The following is a 20,371-nucleotide window of genomic DNA, read 5'->3' as shown; positions in this document are numbered from 1 at the left end:
CTCCGGATTCGATCGTCGGTCTCGACCGACTTGGTGCGTGCGGCGCGGCGATCAGGCGGCTTCCGACACCGCCGCGGCGCCGATCTCGGCGAGCGCCGCGATCAGGCCCGCCCGGTCGAACTTCGCCACGAGGTCGGTGATCGCGAGCGCCCGGGCGCGCTCCACCGCGTCGGCGCCGATCGCCCCGGTGAGGCCGACCACCGGAAGTCCCGCGAGCCGCGGCTCGGCCCGGCGCATGGCGGCAACGAGGTCGAAGCCGCTGCGGCCCGGCATCTCCAGGTCGGTGACCACCGCCTCGATCTTGGGATCGGCCTGGAGGGTCGCCAGCGCCGCGTCCGCGCTCGCCGCCGTGACCACTTGGTAGCCCGCCGCCTTCAGCACCGGGCTCAGCATGTCGCGGAAGAAGGCCGAGTCGTCGACCAGCAGGATCGTGGAGACCTGCTCGGGCCGCTTCAGGCCGCGCGCCCAGTCGTCGTAGGCCAGCGGCAGGAAGTGGGCGATGTTGATGATGTCGGTCGCCCGGCCCCGCAGCACCGCCGAGCCGATCAGGTCCGAACGGTCGGCCGCGATCTCGATGTCGAGCCGCTCCTCCACGATGTCGACGATCTCGTCCACCACGAGGCCCATGGCCCGCTCGCCGTCCGAGAACACCACGAGGGCCTGGGTCCCTTCCGACTTGATGGTGATCGCGGCATCCGCCGGGACCAGGGGCATCAGGCGCCCGCGATACTGGATCAGCGCGCGGCCGCCGAGCCACTCGACCTTGGCGCACTCGATCTCCTCGAGGCGGGTCACCAGCGACAGCGGCACCGCCTTGAAACTGCCCTGACCGCCCTTGAACACGAGCAGCGTGGTCTTGGTGTCGGCGACCTCCAGGGCTGCCTCGGCGTCGGCATCCCCGTGGCTGTTGCTGCCCTGGACGCCCTGCGCCACCTGGCGGGCCACGCCGTTCGGATCGACGATCAGCACCACGGCGCCGTCGCCCAGAATCGTGTTGCCGGCAAACATCGGGATGTGCCGCAGCTTCACCGACATCGGCTTCACGACGATCTCCTCCGTGTGGAAGACCTCGTCGACGAGGATCCCGAAGCGCTCGCGCCCGACCTGCGCCACCACCACGAACCCAGCCTGCTCCGTCTCGGCGCCGGCCGCGGCCTGTCCGAGCAGGCCGGTCAGCGAGACGATCGGCAGCAGCCGCTCGCGCAGCCGCAGCACCGGCGCGCCGTTGATGCGCTCGACTCTCTGCGCCCCGGCATCGACCCGCACCAGTTCCAGCACCGCCACCTGCGGCAGGGCGAAACGGTGCTCGCCGGCCCGCACGATCAGGGCGGCCACGATGGCCAGCGTCAGGGGGATCTTGATGGTGAAAGTGGTGCCGCGGCCCGCCGTGGTGGCGATGTCGATCAGGCCGCCGATGGTCTCGATGTTGGTCTTGACCACGTCCATGCCGACGCCGCGGCCCGAGACCGAGGTCACCGCCGCCGCCGTCGAGAACCCGGCGTGGAAGATGAACTTGGCGACCTGGGCGTCGGTCATCCGGTCGATGTCGGCCTGGGCGGCGAGCCCGCGCTCCACCGCCTTCTTGCGGATCGCCGCGAGGTTCAGGCCCTTGCCGTCGTCGGCGATCTCGATCGTGATCGTGCCGCCCTCGTGGTAGGCGGCGAGCCGGATCGTGCCGCGGGCGGGCTTGCCCGCTGCAACGCGCTCCGCAGTCGATTCGAGGCCGTGATCCGCCGAGTTGCGGACCATGTGGGTTAGCGGGTCCTTGATGACCTCGAGGACCTGACGGTCGAGTTCGGTCTCGGCGCCGACCATCACGAGGTCGATCTGCTTGCCGAGTTCGGCAGAGAGGTCGCGCACCACCCGCGGCAGCTTCTGCCACGCGTTGCCGATCGGCTGCATGCGCGTCTTCATCACGCCTTCCTGCAGCTCGGCCGTCACGTGCGACAGGCGCTGCAGCGGGACCTTGTAGCTCGAATCCTCGTGCCGCCGGGCGATCTCCAGGAGCTGGTTGCGGGTCAGCACTAGCTCCGAGACCATGGTCATCAGGTGCTCGAGCGTGTCGACATTCACCCGGATCGTCTGGTTCTTGGCGGCAGCGGTCGTCTCGCCCTCGGCGGCCTCGGCCCGGGCCGGCTCGGTCCGCTCGGCCTCGGCCGGCTCGGCCCGTGCCGGCACAGCTGCCGGGGCCGCGCTGACGGCCGGGGAAGCGGCCGCGGCGACCGAAGCGGGCACGGGCGGCGGCGCGGGCGGCGGCGCGGCGAAATCCGATTCGTCCGGTCCCGGAGCCGCCAGGAATGCGGCCTCCAAGTCCTCTAGGGACACCTCGCCGGGCTTCAGCTCGCGGGCCACGGGCTCGGGCAGAACCGGCTCCGGCGGCGGTGGCGGGGCGGCCTGCTCGGGCTCGCCGGTGCCCGCGGCCATGCGCTCCAGGGCCGAGATCAGGTCGTCGTCCGACCCGGCTGGCTCCGTGCCGGTGGCTTCCAGGTCGGCCAGGATGGCCTTGAGCCGGTCCAGCGTCAGGAGAATCAGCGTGACCGAAGCCGACGTGGCGGGCAGACCGTCACGGAACCGGCCCATCAAGGTCTCGGCGGCGTGCGCCAAGGCCTCGAGGCGCGGAAGGCCGAGAAATCCGCAGGTTCCTTTGATCGTGTGGACGAGACGAAAGATGTTCCGAAGAATTGTCTCGTTATTCGGATCCTGCTCGAACCGAACTAGTTCTGCGTCGACCGTATCGAGATGCTCCCCGCTCTCGGTCAGAAACTCGCGAAGCAGGTCGTCCATAAGCGCTACTCGTTACGCGGAGAAGGTCTCGCGCAACCTACTTACTCGCGCGGGGTTAGGGAAGCGTTTCCGTTCCGACCCCGCGCCGCTGTTTTGAAGAATCTTACGCGAGCGCCGTGTCCGAAGCTTCTCCATCACCCGCATCAAGTGTCGCGATCACTGTGGGCGTCGCGCTGATCGTCACTTCATCATCCTGGATGGCGAAACGAACATCCATGGCAGCGGCCCGGGCCACGAGGCCGGCGTAGAACGGCAGGATGCCGTGGGCGTCGACGGTGCCGCTCTCGGGCCTGCCGGCCATCAGCTCCTCCACGTGCGGGGGGATGCGGGCATGCGAGCCCTTCGCCTTGAGTACGAGGCTGGGCGCCTCGCCGTCGCCCGACACCACGACGTCGATCACCCCGCCGCGCGGGATCGCCGAGGTCGCGATCATCACGAGGTTCAGGAGCAGCTTGACCTTGTTCTTGGGAAACAGGGCCTGCGGCGCGCTCCAGGTCAGCTTGGTCTTGTCGTCGGCGAACATGCCCTTGGCGACGCCCTCGGCGTCGGCGAGGTCGATCGAGGCGCCGGCCGAGCCCGCCGCCCCGAAAGCGATCCGGGCGAATTTCAGCCGCGCCGAGGCCTGCCGAGCGCTCTTGCCGATGAGTTCCAGCGCGAAGGTGCGCATCGATTCGTCCTGGTCGTCCTCCAGGACTTCGAGCCCGTTCACGATCGCGCCGACGGGGCTGATCACGTCGTGGCAGACCCGGGAGCAGAGCAGGGCGGCGAGGTCGAGGCCGTCGAGGTCCAGGATGGGCGAGGTCGGGGAGGACGAGTTCGGGGAGGACATGGTGCGCTCCGGGCGGGCGGATCTGGAAGTCGGACGTCTGCGGGCCGGGATCCCGAACGGGCATGCCGGTTCTGGGCCGCCCGATGCGGCGGATCGAATCGCCCGAAGGGATCCCGCACGGCCTGCAGGTCGGACCGGGGGCGACGACCGGTCCGCACGGATAGACGCCACGTTCGGCTTTGAAAAGCGTTACCGGGCGGCACCGAGGGCCGGCGGCACCGTCGATTCGGGCCTGCGCCGCCAACCGTGATCGCGGCGCCGGACCGGCGGCCTACGCCCGCGGCGGCGTGAGCCAGGCCTGGCCGCCCCAGCCCGCCGCGCCCTGGGGAGGCGGCGCACCGGGGGGTTGGACCGGCGGCGCGATCGTGCCCATGTGCGTGCGCCCTGCCCTCTGACGCGGAGGTTCGCCCGATGCAGCCCGCCCCGACCCTGCGCGAGAGCCTGAGCCCCCGCCTGAGGCTCGCCGACCCGGACGCCGCGCGGGCCCGGCTCGCCGAGATCGAGGGCGCCTTCCCGCCGGGTTTCCTGACCCCCGCCTGCCGCGACCTGCTGCTCGGCCTCGCCGACCATTCGCCGTTCCTCTGGCAGGCCGCCACGCGCGCGCCGGACCATCTCGTCGCCCTGCTGAACCAGCCGCCGGACGCCGCCAGCCGGGACATCATCGCCCGGCAACGGGCGGTCGGGGGGGCCTGCGGGGCGAATCCCGATCTCGCCGAGGTCGGCCGGCGGCTGCGGCGCAACCGGCAGGCGCACGCGCTGCTGGTCGCGCTCGCCGATCTCGGCGGTTGCTGGGATCTCGACGCGGTGGTCCAGGCCCTGTCGGCCTTCGCCGACGCCTCGGTGAGCGCCGCCACCGAGGCGCTGCTCCGGCAGGGGATGGCGGCCGGGCGCTTCACGGCGGCGGACCCGGACAGGCCGCAGGACGGGTCCGGCCTGATCGTCCTCGGGCTCGGCAAGCTCGGCGGCTGCGAGCTGAACTATTCGAGCGACATCGACCTCGTCGTCTTCTACGAGGCCGAGCCCGCCGCGGCGGCGACGGGCGGGGATCCGAAGGCGTTCTACGTCAAGCTCGCGCAGGGGCTGGTGAAGCTCCTGGCCGACCGGACTGCGGACGGCTACGTCCACCGCATCGATTACCGGCTGCGGCCGGACCCGGGCTCCACCGCGGTGGCGCTCTCCACCGGCTTCGCCTTCGACTACTACCAGACGCTGGGCCAGAACTGGGAGCGCGCCGCCTTCATCAAGGCCCGGCCCATCGCCGGCGACATCCCGGCCGGCGAGGCGTTCCTCGCCGAACTCGCGCCGTTCATCTGGCGGCGGCACTTCGACTTCCCGGCCATCGCCGAGATCCACGCCCTGAAGCGGCAGATCCACATGGTCCGCGGCCACGAGACCATCGCGGTCGCCGGCCACGACATCAAGATCGGCCGTGGCGGCATCCGGGAGATCGAGTTCTTCGTCCAGACGCAGCAGCTCGTCTTCGGCGGCCGCAAGCCAGCCCTGCGGGGCCGGCGCACCGTCGCGATGCTGGGCTGCCTCGTCGCCGAGGGCTGGATCGACGGGCAGGCCCGGGACGAGCTGCGCGCGGCCTACGACTTCCTGCGCACCCTGGAGCACCGGGTCCAGATGGTCCGGGACGAGCAGACCCAGCGCCTGCCCACCGGCACCGAGGCGCTGACCGGGCTGGCGCTGTTCTCGGGGTTTCCCGATCTGGAGGCCTTCGAGACGGCCCTGCTGCACCATTGCGGCCGGGTGCAGGCGCATTACGCCCTGCTGTTCGAATCCGCGGAGCCCGAGGACGACACCCTCGTCTTCGGCGAGACCGAGCCCGACCCCGCAACCCTGGCAAGGCTCGGCGCCTTCGGGTTCCGCGACCCGGCGCTCGCCTGGGAGACCGTGCAGGGCTGGCATCTCGGGCGCCGCCCGGCCCTGCGGGCCGGCCGCGCGCGCGAGATCCTGGCCGAGACGCTCCCGGGCCTCCTGCGGGCGCTCGGCGGCACGGCCGACCCGGACGCGGCGCTGCTGGCCCTCGACCGGGCCTTCGCGCGGATGCCCGCGGTGACCGAACTCCTCGCCATCCTGCGCTCGCACGAGCGCCTGCGGCTCCTGTTCGCCGACATCCTCGGGACTGCGCCGCGCCTCGCCGACACGGTGGGCCTGAGCCCGCACGTCCTCGACACCGTCCTCGACGCGGACTTCGTGACGCCGACCACCGATCCCGACACGGTGCGCGCCCAGTACCGCGCCCTGGTGGGAGAGCCGGCGAGCCACGAGGAGTTCCTCGACCGCTGCCGGGACGCCACGCGGCAGATGACCTTCGTGACGGGCGCGCGGCTTCTCTCGGGCATCCTCACGCCGCGCCGGGCCGGTGAGGCCTACACGGCGGTCGCCGAGGCGACGGTGGCGCTGAGCCTGGAGGCGGAGGAGCGCCGCTTCCGGCTGGACCACGGCGCCGTGCCGAAGGGGCGATGCTGCGTCCTCGCCCTCGGCCGGCTCGGATCGCGGCAGCTCAGCGCCGAATCCGACCTCGACCTCGTGTTCCTGTACGATTTCGACCCCGAGGACCGCACCAGCGACGGACGGCGGCCCCTCGACGCCGTGGTGGCCTACAACCGGCTGGCGCAGCGCCTGTTCGCGGCGCTGACCACCGCGACGCGGCGCGGGCGGCTCTATGCGGTCGACCTGCGGCTGCGGCCCTATGGAAGCCACAGCCCGCCCGCCGTCCAGCTCAGCGGCTTCGCGGCCTATCACGGGGGTGAAGCGGAACTCTGGGAGCACATGGCGCTCGCCCGGGCGCGCGTCGTGGCCGGCGACGCGACCCTGGGCGAAGCGGTCACGGCCGAGATCGCCGGGATCCTCGGGCGTCCGCGCGACCCGGCCGCGGTCTGCGCCGAGGCGGGGGCGATGCGCGCGCTCGTCGCCCGCGAGCGCGGCCATGGCGGCTCCTACGACCTGAAGCTCGCGCCGGGGGCGCTGTTCGACCTCGACTTCCTGGCCCAGGCCATCGTGCTGAGCCATGCCGGTGAATGGCCGGGCTGCATCGGCCTCGGCGCCGAGGTCGTCTTCCGCGAGGCCGGGGCACGCGGTCTCCTGCCGGACGGCGCCGCGGCGCCCCTCGCCGAGACCTACGGGTTCCTCGACGCGGTCTATCAGTGGCAGCGGCTGGTGATGGCCGATCCCACCGCGGAACCGTCCGAAACCGCGGCCCGGCAGATCGCCAAGGCCGTGAGCCTGCCGGACGCACGCAGCCTCGCGGCGGAACTGCGCCGCCACCGGCGCCGGAGCCAGGCCCTGCTGGCGCGGATCCGCAGGACGGTGCGATCGCATTCTGAATCCTAGAAGTGCGGGTCCAGAACCCGCCGGGCTCGGTGCGTCGACCGAGCAGCCCGTCCCGACCGGTATCGAAACCCGTCGACATCGCCTCCGCGCTCGGGCATTCAGAGCGGTCTTGGGAGGAACCATGACGGGCGCGACGACGATCTCGGGGCCTGAGCGCGAGCGGATCGCCGCGGTGCTCGCCGAGATCGCCTGCGCGGCGGGCGAGATCCTGCGCCGCTATCACCGGGGCCCCTGCCCGCACGCCCTGAAGCCGGACGGCTCTCCGTCGAGCGCCGCCGACGTCGAGGCCGAGGACCTGATCGTCGCCGCCCTGACGGAGCGGTTTCCCGGCATCGCCGTGGTCGCCGAGGAGCGCGCCCAGGACGCGACGGCGCGCCCCGGGGACACCTTCTTCCTGGTCGATCCCCTGGACGGCACCCGCGACTTCCTGGCCGGAACGCCGGATTACTCGGTCAACATCGCCCTGGTGGCCGGCGCGCGCCCCGTGGCGGCGGCGCTGGCCGCCCCCGGCCTCGGCCGGGTCTGGTGGGCGGGTTCGGCGACGGTCGAGGCCGCGGTGATCGCGGGCCGGCCGGGCATCGGCCGGCCGGTGCACGCGCGCGCCGTTCCGGAAACCGGTCTCGTCGCCCTGGGCAGCCGGCGGCACGGCGATGCCGAGACCGCCACCTGCCTCGCCGCCCTCCCCGTCCTGGAGACGCGCCAGGTCGGTTCCGCCCTCAAGTTCGGCCTGATCGCGGCCGGCGAGGCGGACATCTACGTGCGCTGCGGCCCCACCATGGAGTGGGACACGGCGGCGGGCGACCACATCGTGGCGGCGGCCGGGGGCTGCGTGGTGGTGCCGGGCGGTGGCCCGATCCGCTACGGCGAGAACGGGCCCGACCACCGCAACGGCCCCTTCGCGGCGCTGGGGGATCCGGCACTGGCGTCCCGGCTCGCCCTCCCGTCGTGCGGAAGCCGGTCGGCGCAGCTCAGCGCGGCGCATCCGTGACCGGGACATCCTGCAGGCCCCGCAGGCCGGGCCAGGCCGCCTCCGCCTGCTCGGCCAGGCCCGGATCCGCCAGGAACCGCGCCCGGCGCCCCGCATCCCGGAACAGGTAGAGGCGCGCGCCGATCACCGCGAAGACCAGGGGATCCGCGTCCACGAGCCGCCCGTCCAGGATGCCGGCGGCGTCGTAGCCGCCGAGGCGCGGCGCGTAGGCCCGCGGATCGTCCCGGAAGGCCTCGCGGTTGGCGCCGTTGGCGAAGCGCCAGACCTGCCCGCCCCAGGACAGTTCGAACCGCGCCGAGCCCGCCGCAGGTCCGCCCTCCAGAAAGTAGCTGACGGGGTCGAAGCCGTTGAGCGTCAGGAGCGCGATCCGCGTCCCGGTCGGCTCGGCCCGGATCGGCAAGGCCGTTCCGAGTCCGGCGGCAAGGGCACCAGCGCAGGCAAGCGTGCCAGCAAGCATGCAGGCTCGCCGCGGCCCGCTTGGCCGGCCGGGTGCGGGGTCGGGACGCGTTAACCACATCTTGCGAATTCCCTCAGAAGCTGGTCCGACTCATTCGCCCGGGCCTCGTTGGACGCAGGCCCGAATGGATGACGGCGCCCAGGCCGCTCCGGGCCGCGGGTGCGGCCGCTGCCGACCGACGGGGCGGGAGCGGCACAGGTCCATCGCACGAACCGTTAATCGAACCGGGCGAGGAGACAACGATGACGGCACGAGACGATCGCGGCACCCACCGCCGCCACCTGCTGCGCGCGGGCCTCGCCCTGGCGCTCGGCTCTCCCCTCGCCGGCCTCGGCGCCGCGGGCGCGGCGCTGGCACGCGGCGAGGATCTCGACACGCCCGAGACCTTCCGCCCCGGTGAGATCGTGGAATCGGGCCACCGCTTCTTCGGCTCGGTGTCCCGCGGCCTCGCGCTCACCGTCGAGGAGGCGGGCCGGCGCTGGGGCGAGCCGAACGGCTACATCCTCGGCCAGGAGGGCGGCGGCGCGGTGGTGGCCGGCGTCCGCTACGGCGAGGGCACGCTCTACACGCGCAATGCCGGCCAGCGGCGTATCTACTGGCAGGGCCCCTCCCTCGGCTTCGACGTCGGCGGCGACGGGGCGCGCACCATGATGCTGGTCTACAACCTGCCGAACGTCCGGGAGCTGTACCGTCGCTTCGCCGGCGTCGACGGTTCGGCCTATCTGGTGGGCGGCTTCGGCATGACCGCGGTGGTGAACGACCGGATCATCGTAGTGCCGATCCGCAGCGGCGTCGGCGCGCGGCTGGGCATCAATGTCGGGTATCTCAAGTTCACCCGGGAGCCGACTTGGAACCCGTTCTGATTGTCCGGCGGGTTTCGATTTCACCCTCGCGGCCGACCTGGGCTAGAGTGGTGGCGGGCCGGGCCTTCCGGCCGGATGCGCGGGCTGTTCCCTCGTGATCGAAACGGTGATGATCTTCGCGCTGGGCTTCCTGGCGGCGAGCCTGTGCGGCTTGCTGCTGCTGCCGGCCCTCAACGCGCGCGCCACACGCCTGGAGCGGCGGCGGGCCGAGGCGCGCCTGCCCCTGTCGCCGGCTGAGATCGCCGCCGAGCGCGACTTCCTGCGGGCGCAGTTCGCCGTCCAGCAGCGCCGACTGGAGCGTCGTGTCGAGACCGCAGAGGCCAAGCGGCAAGCCGACATGGCGGCGATCGGTGCCGGGACGATGCGCGTCGCCGCCCTCACCCGCGACGTCGCGGCCCGCGACTCCAACATCGCCCTGGCCCAGGCCAAGTCCCGGGAACTCGAGACCGAACTCGCCGTCGCCCGTGAGGACGGGACGGCGAGCCTCGCCACCCTCCAGGCCCTCGAAGAGGCGCACGCGGACCTGCTCGACAGCCTCCTGGCGATGCGTCGGGGGGTGCATGCCCCGGCCGCCGGTGCGGAGGCCGGTGCGGACGCCTTGGCCCTGGCGGCCGAGCGCGACGACCTGCGCGCCAGCCTGAAGGCAGCGGAGGAAGCCCTGGCCCTGACCTTGGCGGACCGGCAGGCGGATCGGACTGAGGAGCGGTCCGCGGGCCATCACGCCGGCATCGAGCGGGAGAACGCGGATCTGCGGCGGCGAATCGCGGAAGTCGCCGACGCGCTCACGAGCCCCGGCCGGATGCCGCGGGCCGCCTACCCGGTTCCGCAACCCGAGCGCGTCTGACCGCTTCCGCATCCGGGATCGAGCCCATTCGGGACGGTCCGGTACGGTGGCGCGCGACGACGGCCTTGTTTCGACCACGCAAAGGCATCATCGCAGCCCGGACTTGCCCCCATGTTTCACCTTCGACAAACGGTACGGATACCCATGCGCCTGAAGCCGATCGTCCTCGCCATCGCGGCGGCCTTCGCCCTGACGCTGCCGGCGGCGGCACAGCAGTCGAAGCGGGGGAACGAGACCCTCAAGAAGTACTGCACCGGCGATTACCTGACCTACTGCGGCAACCTGGCTCCCGACGATCCGGCCACCGATGCGTGCTTCCAGAAGAACTGGAAGAAGCTCAGCGAGAATTGCCGCCGCGCCATCGACGCCTACGAGGCCGAGCAGGAGCAGAGCGCGCCGCCCAAGGGTCGGCAGGGGTCGCAGGGCGGCAAGGAACGCCGGGGCTGAGGGTCGTGGCCGCCCTGTGGCGGCTGCGCGCTCGCGCCGGGGCGTGGCAACGGCTAAGGTAGCGCTTCCGCCGGCCCTCGCGGGCCGGCGCCGAGCCCGCCGGACCCTCGCGCGATGTTGTCGACCCCTGCCCTGAAACGTCTGGCCGTGTCCGGCCTCGTCGCCCTCGCGGTCTCCGCCTGCGGGCGGCGCGGAGCCCTCGAACCGCCCCAGACATCCGCTCCCGCCAAAGCCGCCGCGCAGGCGGGCACGGACACGGTGAGCGGCCGCAGGACGCTGCCGGTCTCGGTGGGTCTCGGCGGCGGCGCGCCCGAGCCGGACCCGGCCGCGGTCCGCGCGGGCGACGAGCTGTCCGTGGCGGCCGTGCCGCCGGGCGGCACCGACGCGCCGGTGGAGACCAGCCGCGGGGCACGCCGCCGCTACCGCGTCCCGAAGGAGCCTTTCATTCTGGACCCGCTGCTGTAGAGGGCGGGGGCCGGAGCGCCGCTCCGCGCCGTCGTGCCGTGCCGCCGGGAACCCGGAACGCGCGTCGGCCCGCGGCCGGATGTTTCACGGGAAACAGCCCAGCGCCCCGGCGCCAGACGAGAACACGGCCGAGATGCACCACTTCCAGTACCGCGACGGGCACCTGCACGCCGAGGATGTCGCCCTGACGAACCTCGCCGCGGAGGTCGGCACCCCGTTCTACTGCTACAGCACCGCCACCCTGGAGCGGCACTACCGCGTCTTCGCGGAGGCCTTCGCGGGCGACGATGCGCTGGTCTGCTTCGCCATGAAGGCGAACTCGAACCAGGCTGTCCTGCGTACCCTCGCGGGCCAGGGCGCCGGCATGGACATCGTCTCGGGAGGCGAACTGCACCGGGCCCTGGCGGCCGGGGTCGATCCCGGCAAGATCGTCTTCTCGGGCGTCGGCAAGACCCGCGCCGAGATGGAGGCGGCGCTCGCTGCCGGCATCTTCTGCTTCAATGTCGAGAGCGAGCCGGAGCTGGCACAACTCTCCGAGGTCGCCGTGGGCCTCGGCCTCAAGGCACCGGTCTCGATCCGGGTGAATCCGGATGTGGATGCCGGCACGCACGCCAAGATCTCCACCGGCAAGTACGAGAACAAGTTCGGCATCCCGATCACCCGGGCCCCGGCGGTCTACGCCGCGGCCGCGTCGCTGCCGGGCCTCGCGGTGCACGGCGTCGACATGCATATCGGCAGCCAGATCACCGACCTCGCTCCCTTCGCCGACGCGGCGCACTTGCTCGCCGACCTCGCCCGGCAGCTGATGGCCGCTGGCCATCCCCTGCGCCACATCGATTTCGGCGGCGGCCTCGGGATCCCCTACCGCGACGACAACGCCCCGCCGCCGGACCCGGCCGCCCTGGCGGCGACCCTGCGGCCCCACTTCGCGCCGCTGGGTTTGCGGCCGGTCTTCGAGATCGGCCGGATGATCGCCGGCAACGCCGGGATCCTGGTGACCCAGGTGCTGTACGTGAAGCACAGCGAGGGGCGCACGTTCGTGATCGTCGACGCGGCGATGAACGACCTGATTCGCCCGACCCTGTACGAGGCCTATCACGGCCTGCGCCCGATCATCGAACCCGGCCCGGAAACCGCGCATCACGTGGTCGACGTGGTCGGCCCGGTCTGCGAGAGCGGCGACTATCTCGCGCTGAACCGCGAGATGCCCGCCGTGAAGGCCGGTGACCTGATCGCCGTGATGACCGCTGGCGCCTACGGGGCGGTCCAGTCCGGCACCTACAACACCCGGCCGCTCGTGCCGGAGGTCCTGGTCCGGGGAGACCGTGCCGCGATCGTGCGGCCGCGCGTCGACGTCGAGGCCCTCGTCGCCCTCGACCGCCTGCCGGACTGGCTGGAGTGAGGGGGGCTCGGACGGGCGGCGGCCTCGCCGGACCCGCCTCCGCGATGTCGGCGGGTCCGGCCAGTCCCCTACCCGTGTCGGTGTTCATCATCGCCCACAACGAGGTGGATCGGCTCGGGGCGACGATCCAGGCGGTGCGCGACCTGACCGACGACCTCGTGGTGATCGACTCCGGTTCCACGGACGGGACGCAGGCGCTCGCGGCCTCGCTCGGCGCGCGGGTGATCCACAATCCCTGGCCGGGCTACGGCCCGCAGAAGCGGTTTGCCGAGGATCAGTGCCGGCATACCTGGCTCCTGAACCTCGACGCCGACGAGGTGGTGCCGGAGACGCTCGCCCGGGAAATCCGTACCCTGTTCGCCTCGGGCGAGCCGCGGCGGCCGGCTTGGCGGGTCGGGATCGCCGAGATCTTCCCGGGTGAGCGCCGCCCGCACCCGCTCGCCTACACGCTGACCCCGGTGCGGCTCTATCGGAAGGATCGGGGCCGCTACTCCGCCTCTCCAGTCCACGACCGCGTCGCCCTGGAGCCCGGCGTGACCCCGGGGCGGCTCAAGGGCGTGATCCACCATTTCTCGGTGCGCTCGCTGGGCGACCAGCTGGACAAGCTCAACCGCTACTCGGACCAGCAGGCGGACGATCTCGAGGCGCGGGGCGTCGTGATCCCGGACTGGCGCGTCTTCGTCGAGTTACCGGGCAACTTCCTCAAGGCCTATCTCGGCCGCCGCCATTTCGTGCGCGGCACTTACGGCTTCCTGACGGCGATGAACTACGCGATCTCGCGTCACCTGCGCGTCGCCAAGCACGTGGAACGCCGCCGCCTCGCCGCAGCCCGCCGGGATCGGGTTGACCCGCCCGATCCGACCTTCTAGAGCCAGAGCGCCGGAGACGTGGCCGAGCGGCTGAAGGCACTCGTTTGCTAAATGAGCATACCCAGAAATGGGTATCGAGGGTTCGAATCCCTCCGTCTCCGCCACTCGCCCCGCAAGTGGCTTAAACCCAAAAAGCTTATTTTTCTGAGATAGTTGCGGAGCGCCGGGTGGTACACATGGGTGCTACACCATGGTTCTCCCGCTGTCCCGCCCATGGCGGCCCCCGAAGTCGGGCGTCTACTGGTATAGGTGTCGCGTTCCGAAGGACCTGAAGCCGCTCCTTCGAAGGAGCGAAGTGAAGGAGTCTCTCGGAACCAAGGACCCGCTGCTGGCGCGCGTTCGATTCCTTCGGAAGGTCTGTGAGGTCGAAGATTCCTGGTCCAACCTGAGGGGCGGCCATTCCTTCGAGCAGGCCCCCCGCCAAGCGTTCCTCGCAATCGCGAACGGCGGATCGGAGGTATCGCCACCTCATGCTTGAGGCGGCCGGAACCCGGCGCCTCGTCGCCGGACGCATCAATGTCGGTCGCACGCGACACCGGCACTGGCCCGCCCGTACCTTGGCGCCGTTTGCTTGCGGCCTGTGCCGCCGAAGCGAATCTTGCGCCCGCTACGGTGAAACGATGGTCGGGCGTAATGGCCGAATTGGAAGCCGCTCTCGGCCGCGACGATCTCGCCTCGGTCTCCCGCCGTGATCTCATCGACTGGAAGGAGAAGCTGCTCGGTTCCGGTCGATCGGCGAATACGGTCCGCACGCCGTACCTCAGTGCGGTGAAAGCCATCATGAATTACGGCGTCGCGGGCGGTCGCCTGGAAGCCAACGTGGCCACGGGCGTGGTCGTGAAGACGCCGAGGCCGGTGCTATCGCGGGACCGGGACTTTACCGACGACGAAGCCCTGACGATCCTGCGCGGCTCCCTACAAGAGCCGCCCGCCAAGCTCTCGATCGAGCATGCCGCTGCCCGAAGATGGGTCCCGTGGCTCTGCGCCTATGACGGCGCCCGCTTGAACGAGATGACCCAGCTGCGTGGGAGCGACGTCCGACAAGTACACGGGATCTGGATCGTTCGGATCACGCCCGAGGCCGGGTCGGCCAAAACGGGCCTTTGGAGGGACGTTCCCTTGCATCCGCATCTCGTCGCTCAAGGCTTTCTCTCGTTCGCGGGTTCGAGAGGTTCGCGACCGCTTTTCCAGGATCCGGCCCGAACCCGCGGCTGTTCCAAAGCCCACCCGATCTACAAGAAAGTCGGCGAGCGGCTGGCCGCATGAGTGCGCTCGCTCGGCGTGACGGATCTAGGGGTTGATTCGGACCTTGGCTGGCGACATCGCTTCAAGACCGTTGGCCAGCGAGCAGGCATCGATCCGGCTGTGCTCGACGCCATACAAGGCCACGCACCTAGAACCGAGGGGGAGCGATACGGCCGATACCCCATCGAGATCATGTTCGACGCGATCCGTCGGATCCCGGAGTATCAGGTCGATTTCACCTGTGATTGAGCGATTCCGGTCATCGGCAGCCGCCGCGCTGTGGCCGGTCCGCTCGACAATCGCCGCAGCGGCAGCGCCCAAGCGAGCAGTGCGTTCATTAGGGGGAAGATCGCGATAGACAGAAAGGCAAGGGAAACGCCGCGGGCGAGTGGGAGCCGGAACGTCCCGGGCTCGTAGTGCCAGATCGTCGCCCGAGCCCAGTCCGCCGAGCCATCGGCCCCGAGCGGCGCCTCCGCGCTCAGCAGATCCCCGTCCCAGCCATACGCCGTCCCCACGGGACCATCGCTCGCCGCAGCGTCCGACCTCGTATCCGTGCGCCGCATCCACAGCCGCCGCCCGAACGGATCGTAGCCTTACGCCCACATCTCGCCCACGGGCGTCGTACAGCCGACCAGGCGGTCCTCGCCGTCCCACCGGTAGAGCCACTTACGCGGCCGGAACCCGTCCCGCTCCAGCACCCGCTCGACCACGCGCCCGCAGACATCGTGCCGGTACGTCACCCGCTCGCCCGAAGGACCATGCGCCGTCTCTATCCGGCCTCCAGGCGTGCCACGCCACGCTCGAAGCCCACCTGTCGGATCCCGCCCGTACGACACTGCCTGGACCAGACCACTCGCAGGTCCCGCCCCCGCCTCCGCGAACTCCGCCACGTTCAGGGCCGCGTCGTAGCCGTACCGCTCCGCAGACCCGTCCCCGTGCCGGCCCTCGACCACTTGGCCGTTGCGGTCGTACCGATATCCGCCCCGGCCCCAGCGCAGGTCGGACACCGACACCGGCGCGTACGCCCGGTCTCAGCCATACACCCGCTCCAGCACCTTCCCGGCACCCGAGCCGGAACTCCGCCCCCGGCCGCCGACCTGCCGCACCAGCTGGCCCGCCGCGTCCCAGGTGCTCTCCAGCACGAACCCCGCCGCGCTCGCCCGGCGCAGCTCCCGCCCCGCCGCGTCGTGATCTAGGGTGAGCGGGCCGTGCCCGGCGATCTCCAGCGCCGTCAGCGCACCCAGCGGGTCGTATCGGCTCTCCACCCGGCCGCCGAGCCCCGCCCGTTCCACCCGTTTGCCGCAGCAATCGTACCGGCTCTCGACACGCCGCCCGTCCACCGTCTCGGCCACCACCCGGCCGAGCCCGTCCCACTCCAGCAGAACCTCCGACCCGCCCCCCGCGCCGCGACCAGCTGACCGGCCCCGTCATAGGCGAAGGTCGTGACCTACGGCTCGGCCGCCCCCGGCACCGTCACGGTCTCACCCGTCAGCAGCCCCGCGGCGTCGTGCTCGTAGGTCGTGCGCGTGCCATCCGCCGCCAGCTTCTCGGTCAGCCGCCCGGCCCGGTCGTACCCGTAGGTCGTGCGCAGCCCGTCGAAGTCGGTCTCGGCCACCACGCGGCCGGCCGCGTCCCGCTCGAACGTCCAGGCTCGCCCGAGCTGGTTCTCCACCCGCTCCAGCCGGCCCAGCCCGTCATGGCCGAAGCGCAGGCGCCCGCCCTTCGGGTCCTCGATCTCGGCTAGGAGCCCATAGGCGCCGTAGCGCTCCACCGTCCGCCGCCCCTCGCCGTCGACCCGCTCCACCCGCGTGCCGGACCGATCCCGGGTCAGGCGGCTGACCACCCCGTCCGGCCGCGTCACGCTGCTCGGCTGCCAGAACCCCGCCGTGCCCGACTCGTAGGCGAACCGCGTCACCCCACCCAGCGGGTCCTCCACCGCCACCACGCCCCCGAACCCGTCCCGGGCGAAACGGGTCACACCGCCCCTGTAGTCGCGGATCCCCGACAGCCGCCCGTGCGCGTCGTAGGCCTGGCGCTCGATCAGTCCGTCGTGGCGCATCAGCGCCACCGGCCCACCGGCCGCGTCCAGGGTGATGTCGGTGCGGTGCCCGAGCGGGTCGGTCACCGAGATGAGGATGCCGCGTTCGTCGGTGCCGTAGACCCACGACCGCCCGAGCGGGTCGAGCACGTGCTGCAGGCTGCCGTCCGCATCATGGTCGGTGCGGGTCTCGCGCCCTTCCGGGTCGGTCACCGCCGCCACCCGGCCGTAATCGTCGTAGCGGTACGCGGTGCGGCCGCCCTCGGCCTCGACCTCGGCGAGCATCTCGCCGGCCGCGCTCCAGACGTGCTCGGTCCGGTGGCCCAGCCCGTCCTCCTCGGCGATGACCAGCCCGCCGGGCCCGTAATGGTACCAGCGCCGCTCCTCCGGTCGACAGCCGGGCGTGTACAGGGTGCGGTTGTTGTCGGGATCGTACGTGAAGCTGTCGCCGTCGTAGAGGGCGGGCGCGCCGTCGGCGCCGCGGGTCTCGCTGCGCACGACCCGGCCCTGGGCGTCGTAGACGCGTCGCGACCAGGTGGTGAGCCCGTCGGTCCAGGCGACGCGGCGGTCGGCGGCGTCGTGCTCGTAGAAGTGCGACGGCCCGCAGGTCGACTCGGCCGCCACGAGGTTGGCACGGACATCGAAGCGGTAGCGCAGCAGCGGGCAGCGCGTGCCGTCGGTGCCGACAAGGGTGACGTCGGTGCGCCGGCCGGCCGCGTCGTTGTCGAAGGCGAGGCTCAGCCCATCCGCGTGATCAGCCCGCGCGGGTCGCGCTCGAGCGCGATGCGGTTGCCGTTGCGGTCATCGATCGCGGCTACATCACTCAGACTTATAGACGGTCATTTCATCTCGCATTTCGTCCCAAACTCCCTTCTTGAATACAGAAACTGACTTTTGACCCTCGTCTTGATCATGAAAGCCAGTAAGCGCAATCCCGAGAGAAAAGAAAACCAAAAACCCAACTGTCTCGTATGTCTCAACTTTATTATAATATAATAGTTTTTTCACAACTTCAATTTCATTGTCTTTGAAAAAATCTATATCCATGTAAACTAAGTCATCTTCAAAATATTTAGAAAATCCAACTTCCTCGAGTGCGTTATTCCTGAATATTGCACGAGGCTTTGCTGGTCCTAACGAATAGTTACACTCGGAATATTTTATTTTCTTTCTCCCGCCGATTCCGATAATAGCAGATACCTCTTCGAAAGACATCCCGAATTTAATCGGGCCGACACCATTGTACAGATCGATTGTCCATGTCATAATTATTTGCCTTTTACCGGTAACAGTCCGTGTTTTTCTAAGCAACGCCGGTACGATGAGGCCTTGCGCATCGCTTCATTGTACTTGTTTTGATTGCCAGACACTCGGGCAACATTTCTAGCGTCTCGATAATTATTTGCAACAGCGTCGCGATAACTTCCATTAACCAATAAAATTCTTTGTGACTCTCGGTAATTTGCCGCACTTTTACCATTCTGGCCGTGGCTACTTGTCTCGAAGTGATCGTTTCTATCCATCTGGATCGATGGCATCGCATTGATACCACCAACTCGATCTGAAAGGGCTGTAGGATACGCCGATCTCGGCGGGATATGATGTGACTCAAGACCAAGGACTTTCGACCCAGGAACTCCGCCATAAGCCCCCCACGAAAAGGACCTTTGCCGTTCGGATTACCTTTCGCAAGATGATGGCAGGGATTCCGCTTGCGCTTTTTCTTCTCCGTTATCCTGACCCCACCGTCACCCGATTTGGCATGCTCCAGTGCATGCTCCGCGCCGTGAGCGGCGCGTTCCAGGGCCCCGGCTTCCTTGAGGACCTTGGTACCTAATTCCAGCATCTTCAGTTTTTCGACCGGGTTGAAGACCTCCACTCCCAGCGCCAGACCGGCCGCCGCCAAGCCGCCGACCCCGTCCTTCCGGTAGACGTCCTTCCCGTGAGCCCAACCCTTCTGCGCTTGGTCCTTGCCCCAGCCCCAGACCTGACCGGGTGCCTCCTTGACGTGGTCCCACGTCGCCCACTGCCAAGCCTGCTCCCCGGCCCGCTTCAGATCGCCTGGGACAGACTTGGCCCACTCGGCCGCCGCCTGCGCGTCTCGGCCGATCGCCGACGGATCGTGCCACCATTCAGACACCTTCTCCTTGGCCGCATTCAGGTCCTGCAGCGTCGGCGAATGGTCGTAGAACTGCCCGCCCATGCCACGCGGCTCATCAGCCGCCCCCGTAGCCGGCGGCGATGGAGCCGCCTTTGAACCATAGGAAGCCTGATCCCGACTGAGCACGATTTCACCCGGCGTGTTGCCGCCGTTGAGCGTGACCCGGTCGCGATGGCGCACCGCCGGGCTATTCTGGATATTCACCGTCGGCGAGTGCGAGGTCGGCTCGACCTTCCCGCTCCGGTCCCCGGACTTCACCCCGCCCTTGTCCTGCGCCGGCTCGTCTCCGTAAGTCTTGCTGAACACAGAGTTGAAGCGCATCGCCGGCGTGCCGCGGAAGTACACGCTCGTGGAGAAATTCTGTGCGTCCTCGGCCTTGCCCCAGACCTGGTAAGGCACCGGCACCAGCGTCAAGCCGACCTTCGTCTTGCACACGTCTGGGGCCAGGCACACCGCCCGCGGCTCCGCGTCCCAGTGCACTCCCTCCGGCGGTGCGGAACCACCTGAGCCAGCCTCAGGCTTCGGCTCGGGCTTGGGTAGGTTGTTGGGCCGGACCCGGATGAACAGCGGCTCGCTCATGTCGTAGCCTCCGAGGTCTTCGGTGCGCGCACGAGAGCGAGTTCGGGCATCCCGCGCCCGTCGGCCCAGGCGAAGCCCGCCCGCCAGGTCAGGAACACCTTCGCCACCTGCGGCCGCAGGTCGAATTCCACCCCGTCCAGCACGAGGTCGCGGATCACGTCGCCGTCCGTCTGCTCCAGCCGCATCCGCAGCCGCAGCGCCGGCAGACGCCCGTGCAGGCGCACCGGCCCGGGTACGAGGTTGACCAGCTGGAACGCCTCGTCGCCGGAAAGCCATGGCTCCGCCACGAGGCCCGGCGGCGCGCATTGGTAGAACCGATAGTCGAAGTCCGCCGGCAGCAGCGGGTGGCGCACATCCCGCCACGCCTCGTCGAAGGTCCCGGCCAGCAACAGCCGCTGCGCCCACCAGGGCGGCACCGGGCCGAAGCCCTGCGGCTCGGGCGTCTCATCCCAGGCGCCGATCGGCGCCCCCGGCGCCTCGATCTGCGGCGCCAGCCGGCTCTCGCCGGGGCCGATCGCGGTCTTCTCCAGATCGACGATGCCGCAGCCCAGCGGGTTGCGGGGGCAGACCGTCTCCGCCTCGTCCGGACCGCGCGGCAGCGGGCCGCCATAGGCGCGGCCCCACTCCAGCGGCACCTCCGCCACCGGCTCGGGCTGCGACAGCCGCCAGCCCGCCAGCCGGGACCCGTCGAACGCCGGCTCCCACCGGCGCGGCCCGTGGACCCGCAGGGCCTTGGCGACCGGCCCGAGCTTCAGCCCGCATAGCCACGAGGCAGCCGTGCCGGCCTCGACCGCGTAGGCGCTGCCCAGCAGGGTGATGTCGGTGCCCGGCTTGAACGGCACCAGCACGCCCTGGGCCACCAGCGGGATGCGATGGGGATCACCCGCGTAGACGTCACTCAGCGGCAGCGGGTCCTGCGTCTCCATGATCCGCAGTGCATCGTTCTGCACCAGCCGGAACGTGCCGCGCGCGACCACGACGCCGTTGATCGCGCCGCGCAGGTTGTACTGCCGGAACGCCATCGCGGGGAACGGCGTGTGGTTGAGGACCGTCATCGGTCG

The 20,371-nt window shown here is 70.3% G+C and carries 20 protein-coding genes and 1 tRNA gene; 11 read left to right on the top strand and 10 right to left on the bottom strand.

Going from position 1 to position 20,371, the window contains the following annotated elements; genetic code table 11:
- Nucleotides 1-51 precede the first annotated feature (51 nt).
- Both MMSR116_RS08865 and chpT read right to left on the bottom strand, forming a co-directional pair.
- The gene (locus MMSR116_RS08865; protein WP_010684771.1) at nt 52-2,784 is read right to left on the bottom strand and encodes a hybrid sensor histidine kinase/response regulator; all 2,733 of its coding nucleotides are present in this window, start codon (nt 2,782-2,784) and stop codon (nt 52-54) included.
- Between the two features lie 103 nt (nt 2,785-2,887).
- Nucleotides 2,888-3,613, bottom strand: coding sequence for a histidine phosphotransferase ChpT (chpT, locus tag MMSR116_RS08860; protein ID WP_010684770.1), 726 nt, complete (start codon nt 3,611-3,613; stop codon nt 2,888-2,890).
- Nucleotides 3,614-4,024: 411 nt separating this feature from the next.
- Here chpT and MMSR116_RS08855 point away from each other — a divergent pair, with 411 nt between their 5' ends.
- Together MMSR116_RS08855 and MMSR116_RS08850 are read left to right on the top strand one after the other, a co-directional pair.
- Nucleotides 4,025-6,952, top strand: coding sequence for a bifunctional [glutamine synthetase] adenylyltransferase/[glutamine synthetase]-adenylyl-L-tyrosine phosphorylase (locus MMSR116_RS08855; protein WP_010684769.1), 2,928 nt, complete (start codon nt 4,025-4,027; stop codon nt 6,950-6,952).
- Between the two features lie 121 nt (nt 6,953-7,073).
- Complete coding sequence (locus tag MMSR116_RS08850; protein ID WP_010684768.1) at nt 7,074-7,940, top strand: 3'(2'),5'-bisphosphate nucleotidase CysQ family protein; 867 nt, start codon at nt 7,074-7,076, stop codon at nt 7,938-7,940.
- On the opposite strand, the gene MMSR116_RS08845 is transcribed toward MMSR116_RS08850, so the two are convergent.
- Entirely contained in the window at nt 7,921-8,397 is a 477-nt protein-coding gene (locus tag MMSR116_RS08845) for a YHS domain-containing (seleno)protein (RefSeq protein WP_106428279.1), read from the bottom strand. The genes MMSR116_RS08850 and MMSR116_RS08845 overlap by 20 nt on opposite strands.
- Nucleotides 8,398-8,639: 242 nt before the next feature.
- On the opposite strand from MMSR116_RS08845, the gene MMSR116_RS08840 reads away from it, so the two are divergent.
- From MMSR116_RS08840 to MMSR116_RS08805, 9 genes are all read left to right on the top strand, one after another.
- Nucleotides 8,640-9,260 carry a DUF1134 domain-containing protein gene (locus MMSR116_RS08840; RefSeq protein ID WP_010684766.1) on the top strand — a complete coding sequence of 207 codons (621 nt, stop codon included), beginning with the start codon at nt 8,640-8,642 and terminating at the stop codon, nt 9,258-9,260.
- A gap of 109 nt (nt 9,261-9,369) precedes the next feature.
- Nucleotides 9,370-10,104 (top strand): hypothetical protein, encoded by a 735-nt coding sequence (locus MMSR116_RS08835; RefSeq protein WP_039893756.1) that lies wholly within the window; start codon nt 9,370-9,372, stop codon nt 10,102-10,104.
- 144 nt (nt 10,105-10,248) lie between these two features.
- Nucleotides 10,249-10,551 carry a hypothetical protein gene (locus tag MMSR116_RS08830; protein WP_010684764.1) on the top strand — a complete coding sequence of 101 codons (303 nt, stop codon included), beginning with the start codon at nt 10,249-10,251 and terminating at the stop codon, nt 10,549-10,551.
- Between the two features lie 114 nt (nt 10,552-10,665).
- The gene (gene lptM, locus MMSR116_RS08825) at nt 10,666-11,016 is read left to right on the top strand and encodes an LPS translocon maturation chaperone LptM (RefSeq protein ID WP_010684763.1); all 351 of its coding nucleotides are present in this window, start codon (nt 10,666-10,668) and stop codon (nt 11,014-11,016) included.
- Nucleotides 11,017-11,149: 133 nt separating this feature from the next.
- Entirely contained in the window at nt 11,150-12,418 is a 1,269-nt protein-coding gene (gene lysA, locus MMSR116_RS08820) for a diaminopimelate decarboxylase (protein WP_010684762.1), read from the top strand.
- A 44-nt stretch (nt 12,419-12,462) separates the two neighbouring features.
- Nucleotides 12,463-13,287: a glycosyltransferase family 2 protein gene (locus MMSR116_RS08815; RefSeq protein ID WP_039893684.1), complete on the top strand. Its 825-nt coding sequence runs from the start codon at nt 12,463-12,465 to the stop codon at nt 13,285-13,287.
- A 12-nt stretch (nt 13,288-13,299) separates the two neighbouring features.
- Nucleotides 13,300-13,391 (top strand) — tRNA-Ser (locus MMSR116_RS08810).
- Between the two features lie 86 nt (nt 13,392-13,477).
- A complete protein-coding gene (locus tag MMSR116_RS32505; RefSeq protein ID WP_432419891.1) occupies nt 13,478-13,765 on the top strand; it encodes a DUF6538 domain-containing protein in 288 nt (95 codons plus the stop codon).
- 38 nt (nt 13,766-13,803) lie between these two features.
- Nucleotides 13,804-14,553, top strand: a complete 750-nt coding sequence (locus MMSR116_RS08805; RefSeq protein ID WP_010684760.1) for a hypothetical protein — start codon at nt 13,804-13,806, stop codon at nt 14,551-14,553.
- A gap of 24 nt (nt 14,554-14,577) precedes the next feature.
- Here the strand turns inward: MMSR116_RS08805 and MMSR116_RS08800 are convergent, their stop codons facing one another.
- The 7 genes from MMSR116_RS08800 to MMSR116_RS08770 form a co-directional block, all read right to left on the bottom strand.
- Entirely contained in the window at nt 14,578-14,853 is a 276-nt protein-coding gene (locus tag MMSR116_RS08800; RefSeq protein WP_158168648.1) for a hypothetical protein, read from the bottom strand.
- Between the two features lie 272 nt (nt 14,854-15,125).
- The gene (locus tag MMSR116_RS08795) at nt 15,126-15,545 is read right to left on the bottom strand and encodes a hypothetical protein (RefSeq protein ID WP_010684758.1); all 420 of its coding nucleotides are present in this window, start codon (nt 15,543-15,545) and stop codon (nt 15,126-15,128) included.
- A gap of 18 nt (nt 15,546-15,563) precedes the next feature.
- The gene (locus MMSR116_RS08790; protein WP_010684757.1) at nt 15,564-15,887 is read right to left on the bottom strand and encodes a hypothetical protein; all 324 of its coding nucleotides are present in this window, start codon (nt 15,885-15,887) and stop codon (nt 15,564-15,566) included.
- Nucleotides 15,888-15,979: 92 nt separating this feature from the next.
- On the bottom strand, nt 15,980-17,194 hold the full coding sequence (locus MMSR116_RS08785) for an RHS repeat protein (protein WP_010684756.1): 1,215 nt from the start codon (nt 17,192-17,194) through the stop codon (nt 15,980-15,982).
- Between the two features lie 195 nt (nt 17,195-17,389).
- Nucleotides 17,390-17,785 carry a hypothetical protein gene (locus tag MMSR116_RS08780; protein WP_158168644.1) on the bottom strand — a complete coding sequence of 132 codons (396 nt, stop codon included), beginning with the start codon at nt 17,783-17,785 and terminating at the stop codon, nt 17,390-17,392.
- A gap of 88 nt (nt 17,786-17,873) precedes the next feature.
- Complete coding sequence (locus MMSR116_RS08775) at nt 17,874-19,310, bottom strand: DUF4150 domain-containing protein (protein ID WP_010684754.1); 1,437 nt, start codon at nt 19,308-19,310, stop codon at nt 17,874-17,876.
- Complete coding sequence (locus MMSR116_RS08770) at nt 19,307-20,365, bottom strand: DUF2169 family type VI secretion system accessory protein (RefSeq protein ID WP_051072228.1); 1,059 nt, start codon at nt 20,363-20,365, stop codon at nt 19,307-19,309. The genes MMSR116_RS08775 and MMSR116_RS08770 overlap by 4 nt, the downstream gene beginning before the upstream one ends.
- Between the last annotated feature and the right edge of the window lie 6 nt (nt 20,366-20,371).

It is taken from the genome of Methylobacterium mesophilicum SR1.6/6 (genome assembly GCF_000364445.2).
GTDB classification, from domain to species: Bacteria; Pseudomonadota; Alphaproteobacteria; order Rhizobiales; family Beijerinckiaceae; genus Methylobacterium; species Methylobacterium mesophilicum_A.
Note: the sequence above shows the minus strand (reverse complement) of the source record. Positions and strands in the feature narration are given on the sequence as shown.

Coding starts and splice junctions, on each gene's coding strand:
- MMSR116_RS08865 (WP_010684771.1), bottom strand. CDS start 2,784: ATGGACGACCTGCTTCGCGAGTTTCTGACCGAGAGCGGGGAGCATCTC.
- chpT (WP_010684770.1), bottom strand. CDS start 3,613: ATGTCCTCCCCGAACTCGTCCTCCCCGACCTCGCCCATCCTGGACCTC.
- MMSR116_RS08855 (WP_010684769.1), top strand. CDS start 4,025: ATGCAGCCCGCCCCGACCCTGCGCGAGAGCCTGAGCCCCCGCCTGAGG.
- MMSR116_RS08850 (WP_010684768.1), top strand. CDS start 7,074: ATGACGGGCGCGACGACGATCTCGGGGCCTGAGCGCGAGCGGATCGCC.
- MMSR116_RS08845 (WP_106428279.1), bottom strand. CDS start 8,397: ATGCTTGCTGGCACGCTTGCCTGCGCTGGTGCCCTTGCCGCCGGACTC.
- MMSR116_RS08840 (WP_010684766.1), top strand. CDS start 8,640: ATGACGGCACGAGACGATCGCGGCACCCACCGCCGCCACCTGCTGCGC.
- MMSR116_RS08835 (WP_039893756.1), top strand. CDS start 9,370: ATGATCTTCGCGCTGGGCTTCCTGGCGGCGAGCCTGTGCGGCTTGCTG.
- MMSR116_RS08830 (WP_010684764.1), top strand. CDS start 10,249: ATGCGCCTGAAGCCGATCGTCCTCGCCATCGCGGCGGCCTTCGCCCTG.
- lptM (WP_010684763.1), top strand. CDS start 10,666: ATGTTGTCGACCCCTGCCCTGAAACGTCTGGCCGTGTCCGGCCTCGTC.
- lysA (WP_010684762.1), top strand. CDS start 11,150: ATGCACCACTTCCAGTACCGCGACGGGCACCTGCACGCCGAGGATGTC.
- MMSR116_RS08815 (WP_039893684.1), top strand. CDS start 12,463: ATGTCGGCGGGTCCGGCCAGTCCCCTACCCGTGTCGGTGTTCATCATC.
- MMSR116_RS32505 (WP_432419891.1), top strand. CDS start 13,478: ATGGTTCTCCCGCTGTCCCGCCCATGGCGGCCCCCGAAGTCGGGCGTC.
- MMSR116_RS08805 (WP_010684760.1), top strand. CDS start 13,804: ATGTCGGTCGCACGCGACACCGGCACTGGCCCGCCCGTACCTTGGCGC.
- MMSR116_RS08780 (WP_158168644.1), bottom strand. CDS start 17,785: ATGTCTTTCGAAGAGGTATCTGCTATTATCGGAATCGGCGGGAGAAAG.
- MMSR116_RS08775 (WP_010684754.1), bottom strand. CDS start 19,310: ATGAGCGAGCCGCTGTTCATCCGGGTCCGGCCCAACAACCTACCCAAG.
- MMSR116_RS08770 (WP_051072228.1), bottom strand. CDS start 20,365: ATGACGGTCCTCAACCACACGCCGTTCCCCGCGATGGCGTTCCGGCAG.